The organism is Pseudoalteromonas umbrosa (genome assembly GCF_030125375.1).
Lineage (GTDB): Bacteria > Pseudomonadota > Gammaproteobacteria > Enterobacterales > Alteromonadaceae > Pseudoalteromonas > Pseudoalteromonas umbrosa.
The window spans coordinates 369893-386733 of the sequence record NZ_JASJUU010000004.1 but is presented as its reverse complement, the minus strand read 5'-3'; the positions used below and the strand labels follow the sequence as shown (position 1 = coordinate 386733).

The following is a 16841-nucleotide window of genomic DNA, read 5'->3' as shown; positions in this document are numbered from 1 at the left end:
ATAATCTCCTCATGAGATATCTGTAATATCTTACACTTGTTATCACCTCAAAGGTCAGATAAATTCTGCTCGCTATTATTGAAAATAAGCGCATTGTGCACGCAACTCTCTATCACTGCGAAAAGTGTCACACTATGGCCACACAATGACTAGGCGGCATCAGCTTAAAGGAGCTGTTAGAACTTTTCTTCGTTTCGAAATGCCTATTGAAGATCATAACCTTCACACGCTCTGATGATTTAGCGCTTGTATTATAAATATAAAAATATCTGATTGAGGAAAACCACATGAGCTTTAAGTTCAATGAGAAAAATCTCTTTTTACATAATAAATATAAAGAACTCCATGCAAGTGCCAATGACATAGCACCCATCATAGATAAAACCGACCCTCGTATTCCTGAGGCAATTCAAGGCTGGTCTGCAGAGGTGAGCTCATGGCCGATATTAATTTCAAAGCGCCATTCAGAGCAACTAAGCCAGCTTAGCGACAGAATTTCTCACCTGCTCACATTGATCCCAAGCCTATATTTCAACAATGATGAAGAAAAACTCAGTGAATATTATTGTGACACCAGCATTGATGAAGCAAGGTTGAGTTTAAACAATACGCAAAAATACAAAAACACAACACGCCTTGACCTAATTCTAACTGAGCAAGGTTTTCGAGTATTAGAAGTAAATTTTGGCTCAGCAATTGGCGGCACAGAATGCCAATATTTCGATCTGGCTTTACAAGCCCAGCACTCAAAATTCTTCAGTGAACACAATTTTTACACCTCTAATTTTCAAAACGAGTTTATTCAGTACTTCATCGATAATCTCCAAAAGACTAAACCAGAATATAAAGAATTATCTGTATTTCTTGTCTCGACTCACCCCATACCTGACGACATAAGACAAATCTCTATCGATTTCTTTAGCTCTCTTCTATTCCATGCAACAGGGATCGAAGACGTAAAAGTATATACTGATACTATTGATACTCTGCACTATGTTGATAATGAGTTAATCTATAAAGAGCAACGTGTTGACTCTGTTTTACTTCTAGAAGCAAACGAGAAACTTACGCCAGAAGTGTGTAAAGCCTTAGCTGATGGCAAAATCTTCACGCCTGATCATGCTGGACTTAAAATTCTTTCGGATAAAGGGAACTTAGGTTTGTTAAGAGAGCTGGCTGAAAGGAACTGCTTTTCTGAAGCTGACAATAAGTTAGTGCTTGAGTGCATTCCTTGGACAAAAAATCTCATCGCAGGTGAAGTCACATATCGTGGTAAAGACTATGATTTACTCGAATTAGTAGAACAACACAAAGACTCTTTTGTGATCAAACCCAGAGTTGGCTTTCAGGGTAAAGATGCCGTTCTTGGCAAATATGCCAGTCAAGGCGATTGGCAAACATCATTGGGAGAAGCACTGCAATCTGGCAACTTCGTCGTACAGGAAGTCTGCAAGTCGATAGAGTGTTATAGCTTTACTAAAGATAATGAATACTGTGCTTTCACGCCTGTATGGGGATCATTTTCATTTGGCGAAGGTTATGGTGGAAGCATGTTAAAAATGGCTGAACTAGATAAACATGACGGTATCGTCAATGGCAGTACAGGTATTGTTGCTCTAGTTTATGAAGAGCAATAATCTAAAACGGTTACCCTTCGTAGGAGCTTGCTGAGAGGCAGCTCCTTTTTCGAACCATATTTTAATGTACTTTAAAGCGATACTCTTGTGCAATCAGCTCATACCTAAAGTTCATATATAAGATACTAAACAACATTAACACGAAGAGCGCGTGGCTAGTTTAGCCAGACCATAAATACATACTTCAATGACCACAACACTAACCAGCAGACTGCCCATACCTAAAAAAATAGCATACCAACTTAAGCCAACAAAACTGAGTAATAAGATAATTGTAATGTCTAGAGTAAAGACCACTATGCCTATATTTGTCCCAAGTAATGAGGATATCAATTTCGCCATCGTAGTCCATGCCCCGGGAGAGCCTCCTGCGACAATAACAATGCCTACTCCAGCCCCAAACAATACACCACTATAAATAGCTGCCAAAAAGATATGTAAATCTAAATGCTTGAAATCAAAAACGTAAGAAAAAAGGTGAATACTCAATGAAACAAACACAGTAGCGTACATGCTTTTAATAAAGAAAGCAGCGCCATACTTTTTATAACCAATAATAAAGAAACAAATATTAATGAGCAAATAGCTCAAAGACAAATTGATGCCATATGCTTCTTTTAGCAGAATAGATAAACCAATAGGGCCACCGACAGCAATATGTCCATGTTTAAAAAATATGATCACACTCATAGCAATGCATAAAGAACCAAAACTTAAAAGCATATACTCGAATAATGGCATTTTATGAGTAAATAAAGGCTTTACGGCTTTTAGCATAGTCACTTATTGATCTAAAAAGTTACAAGAAAGCGATTGAGTAATAAAGCTATCAGAAGTTAGCTATAAATGATAGCCCTTCACAAAAGCCTCTTTGCAAGAATGAACGATACCTTATTTTTATAGCTGCTATTTTATATTGGCAAGATTGATAAAAATAAGGAGGAGATATTATTTGTGTCGATAAAAATGAAGAGATGCCAATATACTAAGGTATAACCGGAAAAATTTACTCAAGCCTATCTTATCTTTATATAGCCAATGCCGATTAAATTATCGACATTGGTCAACGTAATATATATCCAAAAACCACTTTCTGTATTTTAATTTTTTTGGGTAATTGAATTGACTCTTTGCCACTCATACTACTCTCCTGATAAACATCCAATTAATAAATGGCACATGTAAATCAGTCAAAGATTACCTTGTCTCTCATTCTGTTTCTAACTGTGTTTTAGCCTCCAAATGATTCAGCAAGCGCATTATTTTCAATAATTCGACTGCTCATATGAACACCATTTACACCATCCTCTTTACCACGCAAATAGCCTTGATAATAGGCGCGCCTAATTAACTCACACTCTCTTTGAGAAAAAGAGTTTTCGTCTTCAAAATATGCATTGTTACTCTTCATATGACTATTACCCATTGCTCTAATCTGGTCAACAAAGTAACACAATTGATTTTGGGATAGAAGCAAACATTCCACGAAAAACATGAATCACGTAATAATTTACAGGTAATAATTGACAATAAAAATCCACTTTTAAAAGACTTAGCTCATTCTTGAATTTTAAATTACAAAAACTGAAAATTCACAAATAATAAATAAATAAAAAAACTCAACAAACTGAATTAAATAGAAAAAATTAAACAAAAATTCAGAAATAACATGTTAACAATAAATGAAAACTTAACTTACATAATAGTTTTACTCTAGTCTCACTCATTTAAATTGCGCGTTATTTCATTTTATGGAAAAGTATTGAGGTTTCTTTTACATTTCTCTTTTCGATGAATTCTGTCTCTTGAAATTTATATTAAGCTGCTAGCCATACCACCAAAAAATTTCAAATAACGCAATAAACTACAAATAAAATAACAAGCATGAGAAACAGAAGGTTTACACTCTCAGAGCACAGTATCTAAGAGGTACCCAAAGCCAGTGCTTTGCTAATAAGCGCATGGAATAAATAAGCAAAGTTGAAAAATTAATTTAGACTAAATCTGTTACGTTTACTCAGTATTTTAGAGGTGCGTATAAAAAACCCGATATTCTGAAAACATCGGGTTTTAAAGTATTTTCAATCTAACAAATAGGTGAAACTAAGTTAGTTTTTCTAATAAGCTTTCAAGCGCTTTATTTACTTGATCATGATCTTCCCAGTTTAATGAGGTCCAATCAATATCAGTTTCTAATGTTGAAACATCCATAAATAGCAGCTTTTTCAACACATCGACTTGAGATATTTTCTTCAAGTGATAAGTTTTACTTGTTTTGCTCGCAGTATTTTTACCTGACAACCGAGCAACAATCTGCTCACCGATCTGCCTCTTGTCACCGAGACTAAGTACTTTCTTATCATGCAGTTCTCTATAGTTTTGCTCGCACTCTAAGATGACCTTTTTAACCTTAACAAACGATGCACTTAACCCCTTCTCATAAGCTTGAATAACTTCAGAGTAACGAGTTAGTACATTATAGTTATCAAATGCGCCCATTGAGACACCAAGGTTTTTTGCCTTGTCTCGAACTGTCATTTTCTTTTCGCCGATTTTAAGCCTTGCTTGGTCAATACCGTCAATCTCATGCATTGCTGATAAAAAGGCTTGAAGTTTTCCATACTGCGGTAAATCTTCACGACTCGCATTTTCTTGAAACTGCTTTACTTTATAAAGCAACGGTTTAGAGTCATACACTTTGAATTGAGCTGCATGATCAAGACCATAAGTAAAAATCAGAGCAAAAAACCTTCTATGCCCTGTTAGAATTTGATACTTATTTCCATCTAAAGGATATACCGTTGGCGCTTGAATAACCTCAGAAACAGAGATGTTTTCACCAAGCTCAATGATAGATTCGATTGTTTGATTTGCTTTTTTCCAATCACTAGAGGCATATTTTAAACAGTTAACGATGCAGTCTTTGCCTATTATTACTTGGCCTTCTGCATCGTATAGATCAACTAGCTGCTTCTTTGATAACTTTCGCTCGGTAAACTGCCTAGCATGTTCATTTTCAATAAACACACTCGGTAGAAAGCGCGCATTAGTTTCATCTGGTGCGATCGAATTTAAAAATAGAGATTTGTATTCAAAATTTTCACTATGAAGTTTTTGACTACTGCTCAAAGTCGCTAAAATTAAATCTTCTCTATTATTAACCATATTAATCGAACTATGTTGCATTGCGTTCGTGAATCATAACACAAGTCAAATAGGATGCCACTTTGTAAACTCAATTACTCTATATGGTACCGTAACATATGTAACTTATATCGCTGTCATCATGCTATATCATTGCACAATCATATTAACCAGCCCTATAAATTATAGATTTCAGACATTAAAGCGTTATTAGCATGTGTTAACGTTTAGAATCACAGCCCCTTGCTTATATTGCATTAAACCTTATAATTGCGAACAATTTTTATTCCCATTGAGAGTGGCGAGGGAGTTATTTTGCAAGTAGCATCTTTATATCAAGATCATCATTTATGGTTAAAGCAGTTTTTATATAGGAAGTTAAACTGCCAAGCTCAAGCTGCAGATATTGCCCAAGATACCTTTCTCAGGATTTTAAATAAGCAAAAGCGCAATGCACTTGAGCAAATACACTCACCCAAAGCATACCTAACCACTTTAGCAACTGGATTGGTAAACAATCATTGGCGCAGACTTTCTATTGAGCAAGCCTATATAGAGACGCTTGCCGCACAGCCACAACATACGGCACCTAGCCCTGAAACGCAGCAACAAATCGTGGATATATTAGAGCAATTAGCACAAGTTTTAGAAAAACTCCCCAAGCGTGAACAACAAGTATTTATTATGGCCCGAATTGATGGCTTGGCGTATAAAGACATAGCAGTGCAATTACAGATCACGGTCAATATGGTACAAAAAGCAATGTGTAAAGCGGTACTTGCCTGTATTGAGGTACAAAACCAATAATGCAGCAAGATCACAACGCCCTTGAGCAGGCCATTGAGTGGTATGTAAAGCAAGAGACAGCACCTTTATCTGTTGTGCAAAAACAAGACTTTGAGCAATGGTTGCACGAACATGATTGCCATCAACAAGCTTGGCAACAAGTCACACATTCGCAGCAAATCTTTGCAAACTTACCACTTTCGTCTCAGCAATCACTGTCTACGATTACCAAAGCAAATAAAAGCCGCCGTGATATGTTGAAGTCTATCGCTGCATTCTCTATATCCAGTTGGCTAGCTTGGCGTTATCAAAAAGAGCTAGGGATCAGCGCACATTTAGCAGACCATCACGCTCAAGTTGGTGAACAACTACAGTTAACGCACTTAGCGCAAGCCAGAGTAACCCTAAATACGCACAGCGCCGTAAATTTAGATGCGAACAGGCTTTGGCTCAAATATGGTGAAGCGCATATTGTGTGCCAAATGGCTATGATCGTCTCTAGCCCCCACTGCTACTTTAATGCTAACTCTGGTGATGAGTTCGTTCTATTTGATGAAGCCAAGCAAATGCGTTTTAGCGCTCTGAATCAGCATTTTGATATTGTTGCCAATGGAAAACATTACACCGTAAATAAAAATCATACCCTCATTGCCGACCAAAGCGGTGTACAAATTATTGAAACACCAAGGCACATGACAAGTTGGACCAAAGGGATGCTCAGTGTGTCTCAAATGCCGCTTAAGCAATTCATTGCCGAACTTTCTCGTTACTTACACGGCAACATCAGAGTTGCCCCAGCTGCTGCCCAATTACCTATTAGCGGCACTTTTTCGCTGACAGACCCCAAACAAATCCTGTCGCAAATACTGAGTACTTTCCCTGAACTGACACTCAATGGCGTCCCGAACATTTGGCAAGTAATTAATAAAAAATCATAAAAATCAAAGTCATGAGAAAAAATTAAAAATAATTTGAAAAAAATTGGCAGATTTAGGCTGCTCAAGGGGCATAGAGAGTGACACATTATTTTAAACTAAGGAAAATCATGCTTGCTCAGCCCATAAAGTCGTTCAAATTTAGCTTACTAGCTGCTAGCCTCTCAGGCGCACTACTCGCCTCTCCAATGTATTCCATGGCAAATAACCAAGTATACACGTTAGATTTACCGATTAGCTCTCTTGATCAAGCCATATCAGACTTAGGTGAACAAACTGGTACCTCAATTTCAGTCAACGGTACGCTGAGTAAAGACCTTAGAAGTAGTCAAGTATCAGGCAGCTTAAGCGTGCAGCAAGCTATCACTAAACTATTGACTGGCACTGGGCTTAGCTTTGCAAAAACAGAGACTGGCTATGTCATCTATGATGCCAATGCTGGAGAGTCTGTTGCACAATTACCAGATATGCATGTGAAAGCCATCGAGACTATAGAGATATTGGGTCAGCCAATTGAGCGTAGCTCCTCTCCAACAGGACTAGATTTGTCGGTTAGAGAAACCCCTCAGTCAATCTCAGTCTTAGATGCTAATTTTATCGAATATTATGGGTTAGATAATATTGAAGATGTACTCAATAATAGTGCAGGCGTTTATCGTTATAAATATGGTGCTTCTGACAATACGCTTTTCTCTTCTCGTGGCTTTTACGTCAATGAATATGTAAAAGACGGTATGCCTGCTGGTTTTTCTCGAGGCCAAGAGTTTCGCTTGGACAGTGCCGTTTATGACTCAGTCGAAGTACTTCGTGGTGCGGCTGGCTTAATGGCGGGTGCAGGTGAGCCATCAGCAACCGTAAACCTTATCTCTAAAAAACCAACACGCGAACGTTTACTTAATGTCTCCGCCGAGCTTGGTAGCTTCAACCACAAACGCGCAGAGCTTGATGCCAGCAGTGCATTAACCGAAGATGGTAAATATGCAGCACGCGTTGTCTTAGTATTTGAAGATGGTGATACCTATGTAGATCGAGAAAACACTCAAAAGCAGGTTTTCTACACTCAGTTTCACGGCTACTTTGGCGCACAAGAGCAAACTGAAGCTGCTCTGACACTTCATCACCAAAAGCTTGATCACCATGGCGTGCATTGGGGAGTGCCTATTTTTTATAATGATGGCAGCCGTATAGAGTTGCCTGCGTCAACCAACCTCGCCTCGCCAAATGCGTTTCAAAATAGAGAGCATACAGGGTACACTTTTAAAATCTCCCACCAACTCAACCTTGATTGGCAGCTCAATGGTGCAATTTATCACGGTACCAATGATTTAGAGTCCATTTTCACCTATTTCGCATCATCAGCAGATCCTAAAACAGGACTTGGCCTATTTGGAATTGACTCACTGTTTGCTGACGAGGGTGAAGTAACGACCATAACAGCCAGTGCAATTGGCCGAGTTGAATTGTTTGACCGCGAGCACCAGATCAACATTACTTACTTAAATAACGAAACAGAATATACAAATTTAACGTACGAGGAGGAAACACCAGAAGGTCGTCGTGCTTTTTATCCAATGGCAAGCCTGTTCGACTCAAATCCTGCTCAAGGAATAAAAGCGCCAAACATCAATCAAAAAATCATAGACAGACTAGAAGCCGTCGATGAAGAAACATTAGCCCTGAGTACTAACATTAATGTGCATGATCAGATCAATGTGATTGCTGGTATTAAGTTTTATAAATTCAAACAAAACAATCAAAACTATACTTCTTGGCAAGGTCACTCGGCCTCTTCGTCTTCTGATGAGGGTGATAGTAAATATTTAGGTCTGGTATACAGCCCACTCGACATTTTAAACATCTATGCAAGTTACACTGATACATACAAGCCACAACCTGGCTTGGTTGATGGTAACCTAGATCCAATTGAAGCCATAACAGGTCAAAATATTGAGCTTGGATTAAAGCTGGCACTCTTTGACGATAAATTTAATATCAACTTTGCCGCATTTGATACTTTACTGAAAAACGTCGCTGAAGCCATTCCTGAATACGCAAACTCTACCCCCATCAGATACCGTCAAGTAGACGGAGCGAACTCTGCAGGCTTTGAACTTGAAATAGCAGGAAACATCACCGAAAACTGGCAACTTAACGCCAGTTACAGTGAGTTTTCTCTAGAAGATCAACAGGGTGAAGACGTCAACAAAGAAGCTCCACGTAAGTTACTGAAGTTAAACACAATCTATCAATACCATGATTGGCGAGCAGGCCTTGGCCTACAGTGGAACGATGACACCACAGTCAACGTATTAGCACCTCGTGGTGTTGACCTTGGACTACCCGCTGGGACTCGACGTGGTTCACTGGCTGATACTAAGCAAGGCGAAACCCTTATTTCAGCTCACCTTGGTTATCAAGTTACCGAACAACTTGATGTGAAGGTACATGTACGCAACCTACTAGATGAGTATTACTACGATACATACGGGTTTGTGCCTAAAAAAGCGGGCTCCCCACGTACTTGGGTCATCAACGCCAACTATAAATTCTAATAACAATAAGGCGGCGAAAGCCGCCAATACGTGACTATCATGATGTATTATTTACTGCCCAGTTTATGGCTGTGTGGCGTACTTTACTACGCAACAAGCACACGACAACGATGGCTATCACGCCCCTTATCTGGACGCCTATTGCTACACCTATTTGCACTGATCCTTTGCCAGCTTGCTGTGTGGGGCTTTGTGCAAATAGGTATGACAATCGGTGCCGCACTTACTTATACCCTACTATTAAGTATGTTTGCCCTCGCGGCACCGGTTTTTTTAATTCACCACTTTAATCACGCTGTTTGGCCAAGTCTGGTTGTTGTAGTGATGATTGCCATCGCATTGCACTTTGTTTTTGGAGGCTTATATGTGGCATAAAACATTTGCGGGCTTCATCTGCGGTTTAATAACCATCACTTTACTCCCTAGTAGCTTGGTCCACTTTTATAGTGACTTAAGCGCCATTTCTGCTGCTTTTTTCATGACTGTTGGGTTAACTGGCTGGGCATGCATCATGACATATTGCTATGGCGCAAGCAGCTCCAAAGCTGCATGGCTTCGCGGCTTGTATTGCATTGCGCCCGCAATGCTCATTTATCTAACAGCCTTTTTCACTTAATGGTTTCTTCATGTTTTCTAAAGATACTTTAAAAAACCTCACCCATGCGCACACTTGGCTTGGCTTGATCATCTCAGGTGCCCTCATGATTATATTTGTCTGTGGCAGCCTATCCTTTTATCGCGCTGAAATTCATCAATGGGACCGATTTCATAACTTTCATAAAGCCTTGCCCACAGAGCAAATCCCCGTCAGTCACGTCATTGATAAGTTGCAAGGACTTGGCTATGACATTCGCTTCAATGACCGAGTCAGCATTGATTTACCCAGCGAAAATAAACCGTTTTACACGGTATTTTTTCTCGCTACACAAGACGGTAAACGACAATATGTAAACTATAGCTTTGCCGCCGATGATGGACGTTTACTCGACCTCGATCGCAATCAGTTTTTTCTTGCCGACATGCTTTATCGCATGCACTACCACTTATATATTCCAAAAATTGGCTTTGAACTGGTCGGGATAATTACTCTGATCTTTTTTGTGGTATTACTGACAGGGTTGCTCATCCACCTAAAAAAAATCATCAGTCATTACTATCAATATCGGATTCACAAAGCCAAAGATAAATACCTCGATGGTCATATCTTGATTGGAGTTACCGCATTTCCTTATACCTTTATGTATGCACTAACCGGCGTCTATTTCAATCTTGCCTTAATATTTCAAGCCGGCTTTGGGTTTGCAGCATTTAATGGCAACTTTATCGAACTGGATAAAGCACTTGGCAAACCGGATGAAATACAACATACACCCAGTGGCCTAACACTGCCTATGCAACAATATGATGCCTTGTTATCACACATTAAAAAGCGCTACCCAACGCATCAGCTCACCTATCTATTTTCATATGGTATGGCAGATAAAGCCGCTCACGTTGAAGTGATTTTGCGCCAACCCGGTTCATTACATGAGTACCACAGACTGCGCTTTGCGTTAGATGACTTTACACAACTGAGTGGCGACATCATCAAGCATAATCCAGCGCTGGCCAGTGCGGCAACATTTGAAGCGCTACATTACGGGACGTTTGGTGGAGATCTCATGCGCTTTTTAATGTTTTTAATGGGCCTCGCGTGCTGTTATTTGATTTTAACAGGCAACCTGATCTGGTTAGAAAAGCGGGCAAAAAACCGCCAACAAAGTAAAGTAGGTTTGCGCTTTGTCAGTGCAATGACCATAGCCCTCTCTAGCGGCATACTCATCTCAGTCGCCATGTGCTTTGTTGTAACGCGATTTTTGTCTGAGCACTTTGCGATGCAAAACATACTTGTGCCGGTGTTTCACCTCAGTTGGCTTTTTACCATGCTCCATGCGTTTGTTAAAAACGCGCCGAGGAAAGTCATGGTCCAGCAGTTAATAATGGCCTCTTTACTCTTTTTATTTGCACCCGCCTATGATCTATTCAACGGCATGTTGGCCATACAACCACTATTACTGGCCGACAAAGCGATATGGTGGGTCAATAGCACGCTAACTGCGATGGCAATACTATGCCTATTAATAGCAAGGCACTACAACAAAGGCACCACAAAGTAACATCTTAATGCCTAGCTCGCCGTCAATGTACCATGTTGCTCGGCGGGCTAATTATTGATTAGTATTAAACAATTCAATACCATAAGCATGATTTAAACCAAATAACTATGATTAGATGATGCGATTTTTTGTTTTGTTGATATTGGTTGTGGCCTTGCATGCACTTGTACTCGGGTTTTTAACTGATGATAAAGAAGAAGCAACTTCTATAACACCTAATCACCTAACAATGACGCTGGCAGAATTACCGCCACCAGCTGTAAACACACCACAGCAAAGTGACTTTGCACACAAAAATACACAACAGCACGCCACACAGGTTGAAGATACAGACACAGAATCAATAGTAAGCACTCACAACAAAGAAGCAGCTAAACAAAAAGATATCAATGCAAAGTCAACACCTGCACAGCACAAGCAACTTGCTAGGCCAATTAACGTCCCACAGCCAGTGTACCCAGAAGATGCAAAAGCCGCAGGTCAACAAGGTGTCGTTACCGTAAAGTTTTTGGTCAATGCCCTTGGTGGTGTGGAATCTCCACGCATAGTTAAAAGTAGTGGTTTTGACACCCTAGATTTGGCTGCGAAAAACGCCATTGTAGATTGGTCTTTTTATCCCACATTACTCAATGAAGAAGCGATTTCACACTGGTATCAGCAACGTATTATTTTTGAAATTGAAAAAGCCCATATACATAACAATAAAACCATCGAGTCCAACCCGTAATGACAAACATACTTATATATCTCAGCCAGTTTGACCCAATCATTCTTGCCATTTTTTTACTGCTTTTAGTCATGTCATGTCTGACTTGGAGCCGAGCACTTCATTTGTTTTGGTCTTTACTATGTATCAAGCGTCAGCAAAGTCATGCAAAGCAACTGTGGCATAAGCAAGAAACATTAGCCGCTTTTCGACAAGCCCATGTATCGCAAAGCCCTAAACTTTTCAAACGCTTTGGTCTGTATTACCACATTGCAAAAGTAGGCAACTTAGCAAAGCAGCAATATCTAGACGCCCCAAGTGAACAACTACCGCTGCCTGACTTTCTCGCCAGTCAATTAACGTTATACAGTAAGCGCGCCTTACCTAAACATGGCTTGAACTTACTTGCTACCACCGCCGCCTGCGCGCCCTTTATCGGTTTACTAGGCACAGTTTGGGGCATTCACTTATCTCTGAACGTCATTGGCGAGCAAACAATGGCAACACTGACAGCCCTTGCACCAGCCATTGCTGAGGCACTAATTATTACTGGTGTGGGCATCGCTGTTGCCATTCCAGCTGTGTTGTTTTATAACTTTTTCGCCAAGCAATATGAGCAACTACAAACTGACCTCAATTATTTTGCCCAACAGTGGCATAATTACCTATTAACTGGCCACTCGCCTGCACATTTATCGGGATCTTAATATGGATTTTAATCAGCAAGATGCACATGCTCCCAGCATTAAAGAGCCCAATATGCTGCCTTTGATTGATGTCATGTTGGTATTATTGGTTATTGTTCTAATCACCTCCCCTCTGCTCACCAAAGCACTTAATGTCAATGTCAGCAATGGTCAAACTCAAGCCATGCAATCTGCACAGCTCACCCTTTCAATTAATGACAAGGGTATATGGCTACTAGATGGCCAAGTGCGTAACCAAGCTCAAGTGAGACATTATTTAACCGAACAAGCCGAACAGAGCGATTTAAGTGTGCATTTAAATGTTGGCAGTAAAACCCAATATCAGGATGTGCATGGTTTAATGTCACTGCTAAACGAGTTAAATATAGATAAAGTCAGTTTTGCAAAGCAAGAGGAACAAAAAAAATAGGCAGGCAGCAACCACACTGCTTACCTATTGGCTTCTTAAGAAAGCTGTACACCTATTCTAAGTCACATCTCAATGCCATCACATCGGTATGCATCCACTATATCCTTGAGCCTGACCAAAAAGATATTACTACCTATTACTGCCAAGTTATGCGCTCGTATATGCGCTGTGCCAAGCGCAGCCAATCTGCACTACTTAACTAGCGAAACCCCAATACCTGTTGAAAACCGCACTATACTTTTGACTATCACAGACGTTAAACCATACCGTCCACATGGATAATGTTTAATTCATCCAGCCGCCCAAGGAGTAGACATGACAAGATTACCCGACCCCAATCAATATGAGTCCTCTCTACCCAAGCTCAACTCTATGTGTATTGTTGGGCATACCACAGACTCCACAGCCAAAATTTGGCTACGCACCTTCACGCCAGGACAATGGTGTATCGTACTCGTTGAAGCAGCCCACATAGACACAATCAAAACCCGCCTTAACGAATTTAGCTCTCACCCTGATGATGCCTGCTTCAGTGCTGCAGGCATCATAAAGTACCCAGTTGATACAGAAGAAAAATATGACAATTGTGCCTGTGTCACACTAGAACAGCTAAGTCCAGACACCTGCTATCATTACTTTTTATTTGCCTATGGCGATACACACCAGACACTGCCGAGAAAAATTGAAAAGGGCTACCGTATCGAGCACACCTTCTACACGGATCAGCAAGGGTCTAATTGGCGTGACTTTAGTTTTGGGTTTTATAGCTGTCACGACCCCTTTGGACAGAAGTCGATTACAGATGGCTTATGGCCAGATCTATGCGAAGCACTTACAGAAAGGAACACCCGCTTTGTAATCGGCGGCGGCGATCAAGTCTACTGTGATACCCATGGCAAAAGAGCGCAATCAAAGTGCAAACCGGCTCAAACTGACATTGAAGATTTATGGGATTGGCTAAGTCGCCACAAAAACGCGTTATATGACGTCTATACGGAACAAGGCACACTCAACAAAGAAGGCGTTATAGACTATTTAACTAAGCTTTATCGCATCTATTATCGAATTTATTGGAACTTCGGCTCGCAGCAATCGGTATATCGCACTTACCCTCAATACATGATGTGGGACGACCATGAAATCATGGACGGCTGGGGCTCCCTCACAAAAGCACAGCGAATAGATAAACTCAGTCTCTTTTGGGGATACGATGATGACCATATAAACGCGACCATCGCGCGCTTGGCGTACCAAGCCGCCAAGAGAGCTTATTTGGATTATCAGCATTTGCATAATCCAGATACAAATGTGTCGACCAGACATTATGATATCGAAGATAACCAGCAGCAATGGGACTACGGATTTATAAAAGGTCCTATCGGTGTTTATGTGCTTGATACACGCTCGCATCATGATGTGGAAAATCAAGCAGACGGCGCGCGTTTATTGGGCCCTGAGCAAATAATACGCTTTACACAGTGGCTTAGCGACACGGCAGCCAGCGGTGTGAAAGCCATCTTTATTGTCACTGCCGTCCCCGTCGTGCATTGGAATGACGCGGTGATGAATAACATGGACCTACTGTTAAAGATTTTTGGTGCTATGGACGATGCCATTGATGAATGGGGCAATGACACCAACATCAAAGAGCGCAATATCATGTTAGATCATGTGTTTGAGCTATCCCATGCCCATCAAGTCCCCATCACCTTTTTAAGCGGTGATGTGCACTGCGCATCAGCCTTCAAGATCTCATCTTCGACCTTCCCCAAAGCCAAAGTGATGAACATCACCTCCAGTGCCATCTCTCGCAAGCCACCACCAAAAATGGCAGCTGTTGCCATCGATAGCAGTAAAAAGATGTATCGCTCAACCCATATCGAGATAGAAAACATATTTGAAATGGCAGGTAAAAATAACTTTTTAGTGGTCGATATAAAAGAGCAAAGCAATGCCTTGTCGATTATCGCCAACGTCTATTATGGCAAGCCCAATGATGATGAGTTGCAGAGGGAAGAGATAAGGATTATGTGATGGTGGCTTTTCAGCATGTCTTGCTGAGCAATCGCATTGTCGAAAGTGCCTGTATTAAACTGCACTCTCATAACCTATACGAAGCTCAAGTAGCCAGATAATGCCATGTGCAATAAGGGATACTTTGAGCCAAAAAATTCAGTATAACGAAGGCTGTGTTAGCGCATAGTTTTGTATGAACAGAACTCTAATAAATCGAAGCAGTTACAATGCGATGCTGTTGTAACTGCCGTATTTGAACTTAAAGCAGCGTGTTTATTGGCCAAGTTTCCACAACGCCATCATTGGTTTCACTGATGATAACTTGCTTAGACTCATTCACCGCGATGCTTAATACTGAAGCTCGATTTCGACCATCGACTTTATTCGCCATAAACTTTGCAATTAAATCCCCATCTGCAACACGCCAGATCTGCACTTTTTGGTTTGGAGAAGCGGTGAGTAACCACTGATCATTGTTAATAAATACCGACTGATTAAATTCTATGAAGTTGCCAAATGTAGATAAGGACGAGCTTAACTCATGTGCTTTTAAATCAATAAACTGACGAGCATCCACAGAGTCCAGTACAAACGCCTTAGTTGCGTCAGCGTTTAGAGAAACATGGTTGACTCTGGTAGAGAATTTATAAGACTGTAATTCTTTGCCTGTTTGTACATCCCACAGTTTAGCGAATTTGTCACTGGAGCCTGTCATTGCTGTGCGCCCATCAGCAGAAAGCGCCACGGTGTTTACATCTAAGTCGTGTAACTTGTATAGCGCTCGGCTATTAGTTCTGACATTTATCACTTCCGTTTTTCCGCTTCTATACCCTAACAGTAAAGTTTCACCGTCATTAGATATCGCAATATCTCTAATAATATTTTCACCACTTGACCATGCGCCTAACGGCTTGCCAGAGTTTGTCGAAAATAGGCTGACAGACAGCCTGTTGGATATATAAAACACACTGGCGTTTTCGGCTATTCCTGACAACTCAATATTGCCCTCAGCGATACAGGGAAATACTTTTTTATCTGAGAGGTTACTCCATAGGCAAACTTCATTTTGCCTTGCAATAATAGACAAAGCACCGTCATGAGAGAGATCAGATGATTGCACTAACCCTGAGCCATGTTGCTTTTGAGAGCTTGCTGGCGCTTCAAAGTGAGAGCCCCAAAAACAGCCCGTTAATAGTAACGAGCAGGCAATAGCGGATATTTTTTTCATTTTTATATTCCTTTCAATATTAGGCGCTAAGGCCAATAATCTTGTTTCCGAATAAACGTTCACAACTGCAGATATTACTCTTGGCATAATCCAACAAATTATCTGATTGGATAATTTGCTTTGAATCGTCGTCCACGCCCATAAATTCGCCAACCCAAGATTCCAAATTAGAAACAAATGGAGTCAGGTCCCGCATTTTGCATGGTGATATTGCGTTTTTCAACGAGAGGTATGTTCTCAATGCTTTTTAATATGTGTTTGAGTTGCTCATTTCACCTTGTACAAAAGTCATTGCTCAAACTGACAGCGCTGCAAAATGGTTTCTGACTTTCGTCAGAATGACGAGGGGCAGATTGCAAACAAACCTAGCACCTCTGCATAATGGGACCTGACCTTAGTCAGAATAACGAGAGCAGGCTCTTTGATATGAAAGCTTTTCAGACAACATTACTTCCCTTTCTATGACGCCTGAAAATAAGCAATTGATGAGTCATGTACTGGCATTGATGCGGGCCAAGGCATGCAGGCACATGAATGAGCTAATCAGAACTTTTTAATATGTGTG

Annotated in this window: 15 protein-coding genes; 11 read left to right on the top strand and 4 right to left on the bottom strand. The window is 40.6% G+C overall.

The annotated features are described in order from the left end of the window. Positions 1 to 287 precede the first annotated feature (287 nt). Positions 288 to 1637, top strand: coding sequence for a hypothetical protein (locus QNM16_RS16605; RefSeq protein ID WP_284021540.1), 1350 nt, complete (start codon positions 288 to 290; stop codon positions 1635 to 1637). A 135-nt stretch (positions 1638 to 1772) separates the two neighbouring features. On the opposite strand, the gene QNM16_RS16600 is transcribed toward QNM16_RS16605, so the two are convergent. The 3 genes from QNM16_RS16600 to QNM16_RS16590 form a co-directional block, all read right to left on the bottom strand. Then, positions 1773 to 2414, bottom strand: coding sequence for a YitT family protein (locus QNM16_RS16600; protein ID WP_284021539.1), 642 nt, complete (start codon positions 2412 to 2414; stop codon positions 1773 to 1775). Between the two features lie 454 nt (positions 2415 to 2868). Continuing rightward, positions 2869 to 3048 carry a hypothetical protein gene (locus QNM16_RS16595; protein ID WP_284021538.1) on the bottom strand — a complete coding sequence of 60 codons (180 nt, stop codon included), beginning with the start codon at positions 3046 to 3048 and terminating at the stop codon, positions 2869 to 2871. A gap of 692 nt (positions 3049 to 3740) precedes the next feature. Further along, positions 3741 to 4823, bottom strand: a complete 1083-nt coding sequence (locus tag QNM16_RS16590) for a hypothetical protein (RefSeq protein WP_284021537.1) — start codon at positions 4821 to 4823, stop codon at positions 3741 to 3743. Between the two features lie 273 nt (positions 4824 to 5096). Between QNM16_RS16590 and QNM16_RS16585 the strand changes: the two genes are divergently transcribed. From QNM16_RS16585 to QNM16_RS16540, 10 genes are all read left to right on the top strand, one after another. Continuing rightward, positions 5097 to 5588, top strand: a complete 492-nt coding sequence (locus tag QNM16_RS16585; RefSeq protein ID WP_284021536.1) for a sigma-70 family RNA polymerase sigma factor — start codon at positions 5097 to 5099, stop codon at positions 5586 to 5588. Further along, a complete protein-coding gene (locus QNM16_RS16580) occupies positions 5588 to 6505 on the top strand; it encodes a DUF4880 domain-containing protein (protein ID WP_284021535.1) in 918 nt (305 codons plus the stop codon). Before QNM16_RS16585 ends, QNM16_RS16580 begins: the two co-directional genes overlap by 1 nt. Positions 6506 to 6612: 107 nt before the next feature. Next, complete coding sequence (locus QNM16_RS16575; protein ID WP_284021534.1) at positions 6613 to 9054, top strand: TonB-dependent siderophore receptor; 2442 nt, start codon at positions 6613 to 6615, stop codon at positions 9052 to 9054. 39 nt (positions 9055 to 9093) lie between these two features. Beyond that, positions 9094 to 9429 carry a hypothetical protein gene (locus QNM16_RS16570; protein WP_284021533.1) on the top strand — a complete coding sequence of 112 codons (336 nt, stop codon included), beginning with the start codon at positions 9094 to 9096 and terminating at the stop codon, positions 9427 to 9429. Further along, a complete protein-coding gene (locus QNM16_RS16565) occupies positions 9419 to 9670 on the top strand; it encodes a hypothetical protein (RefSeq protein WP_284021532.1) in 252 nt (83 codons plus the stop codon). Before QNM16_RS16570 ends, QNM16_RS16565 begins: the two co-directional genes overlap by 11 nt. Before the next feature lie 10 nt (positions 9671 to 9680). Then, positions 9681 to 11210: a PepSY-associated TM helix domain-containing protein gene (locus QNM16_RS16560; protein WP_284021531.1), complete on the top strand. Its 1530-nt coding sequence runs from the start codon at positions 9681 to 9683 to the stop codon at positions 11208 to 11210. Positions 11211 to 11325: 115 nt separating this feature from the next. Continuing rightward, positions 11326 to 11937, top strand: coding sequence for an energy transducer TonB (locus QNM16_RS16555; protein ID WP_284021530.1), 612 nt, complete (start codon positions 11326 to 11328; stop codon positions 11935 to 11937). Further along, a complete protein-coding gene (locus QNM16_RS16550; RefSeq protein WP_284021529.1) occupies positions 11937 to 12623 on the top strand; it encodes a MotA/TolQ/ExbB proton channel family protein in 687 nt (228 codons plus the stop codon). The genes QNM16_RS16555 and QNM16_RS16550 overlap by 1 nt, the downstream gene beginning before the upstream one ends. Before the next feature lies 1 nt (position 12624). Further along, complete coding sequence (locus tag QNM16_RS16545) at positions 12625 to 13032, top strand: ExbD/TolR family protein (RefSeq protein WP_284021528.1); 408 nt, start codon at positions 12625 to 12627, stop codon at positions 13030 to 13032. A gap of 315 nt (positions 13033 to 13347) precedes the next feature. Further along, complete coding sequence (locus QNM16_RS16540; protein ID WP_284021527.1) at positions 13348 to 15066, top strand: alkaline phosphatase D family protein; 1719 nt, start codon at positions 13348 to 13350, stop codon at positions 15064 to 15066. A 241-nt stretch (positions 15067 to 15307) separates the two neighbouring features. Here QNM16_RS16540 and QNM16_RS16535 read toward each other — a convergent pair whose 3' ends face one another. Continuing rightward, positions 15308 to 16276 carry a WD40 repeat domain-containing protein gene (locus tag QNM16_RS16535; RefSeq protein ID WP_284021526.1) on the bottom strand — a complete coding sequence of 323 codons (969 nt, stop codon included), beginning with the start codon at positions 16274 to 16276 and terminating at the stop codon, positions 15308 to 15310. Between the last annotated feature and the right edge of the window lie 565 nt (positions 16277 to 16841).

Bases quoted from the DNA above. Each gene is read 5' to 3' on its own strand.
- QNM16_RS16595 (WP_284021538.1), bottom strand. From the start codon at position 3,048: ATGAAGAGTAACAATGCATATTTTGAAGACGAAAACTCTTTTTCTCAA.
- QNM16_RS16545 (WP_284021528.1), top strand. From the start codon at position 12,625: ATGGATTTTAATCAGCAAGATGCACATGCTCCCAGCATTAAAGAGCCC.
- QNM16_RS16575 (WP_284021534.1), top strand. From the start codon at position 6,613: ATGCTTGCTCAGCCCATAAAGTCGTTCAAATTTAGCTTACTAGCTGCT.
- QNM16_RS16535 (WP_284021526.1), bottom strand. From the start codon at position 16,276: ATGAAAAAAATATCCGCTATTGCCTGCTCGTTACTATTAACGGGCTGT.
- QNM16_RS16550 (WP_284021529.1), top strand. From the start codon at position 11,937: ATGACAAACATACTTATATATCTCAGCCAGTTTGACCCAATCATTCTT.
- QNM16_RS16540 (WP_284021527.1), top strand. From the start codon at position 13,348: ATGACAAGATTACCCGACCCCAATCAATATGAGTCCTCTCTACCCAAG.
- QNM16_RS16560 (WP_284021531.1), top strand. From the start codon at position 9,681: ATGTTTTCTAAAGATACTTTAAAAAACCTCACCCATGCGCACACTTGG.
- QNM16_RS16555 (WP_284021530.1), top strand. From the start codon at position 11,326: ATGATGCGATTTTTTGTTTTGTTGATATTGGTTGTGGCCTTGCATGCA.
- QNM16_RS16600 (WP_284021539.1), bottom strand. From the start codon at position 2,414: ATGCTAAAAGCCGTAAAGCCTTTATTTACTCATAAAATGCCATTATTC.
- QNM16_RS16590 (WP_284021537.1), bottom strand. From the start codon at position 4,823: ATGCAACATAGTTCGATTAATATGGTTAATAATAGAGAAGATTTAATT.
- QNM16_RS16570 (WP_284021533.1), top strand. From the start codon at position 9,094: ATGATGTATTATTTACTGCCCAGTTTATGGCTGTGTGGCGTACTTTAC.
- QNM16_RS16580 (WP_284021535.1), top strand. From the start codon at position 5,588: ATGCAGCAAGATCACAACGCCCTTGAGCAGGCCATTGAGTGGTATGTA.
- QNM16_RS16605 (WP_284021540.1), top strand. From the start codon at position 288: ATGAGCTTTAAGTTCAATGAGAAAAATCTCTTTTTACATAATAAATAT.
- QNM16_RS16565 (WP_284021532.1), top strand. From the start codon at position 9,419: ATGTGGCATAAAACATTTGCGGGCTTCATCTGCGGTTTAATAACCATC.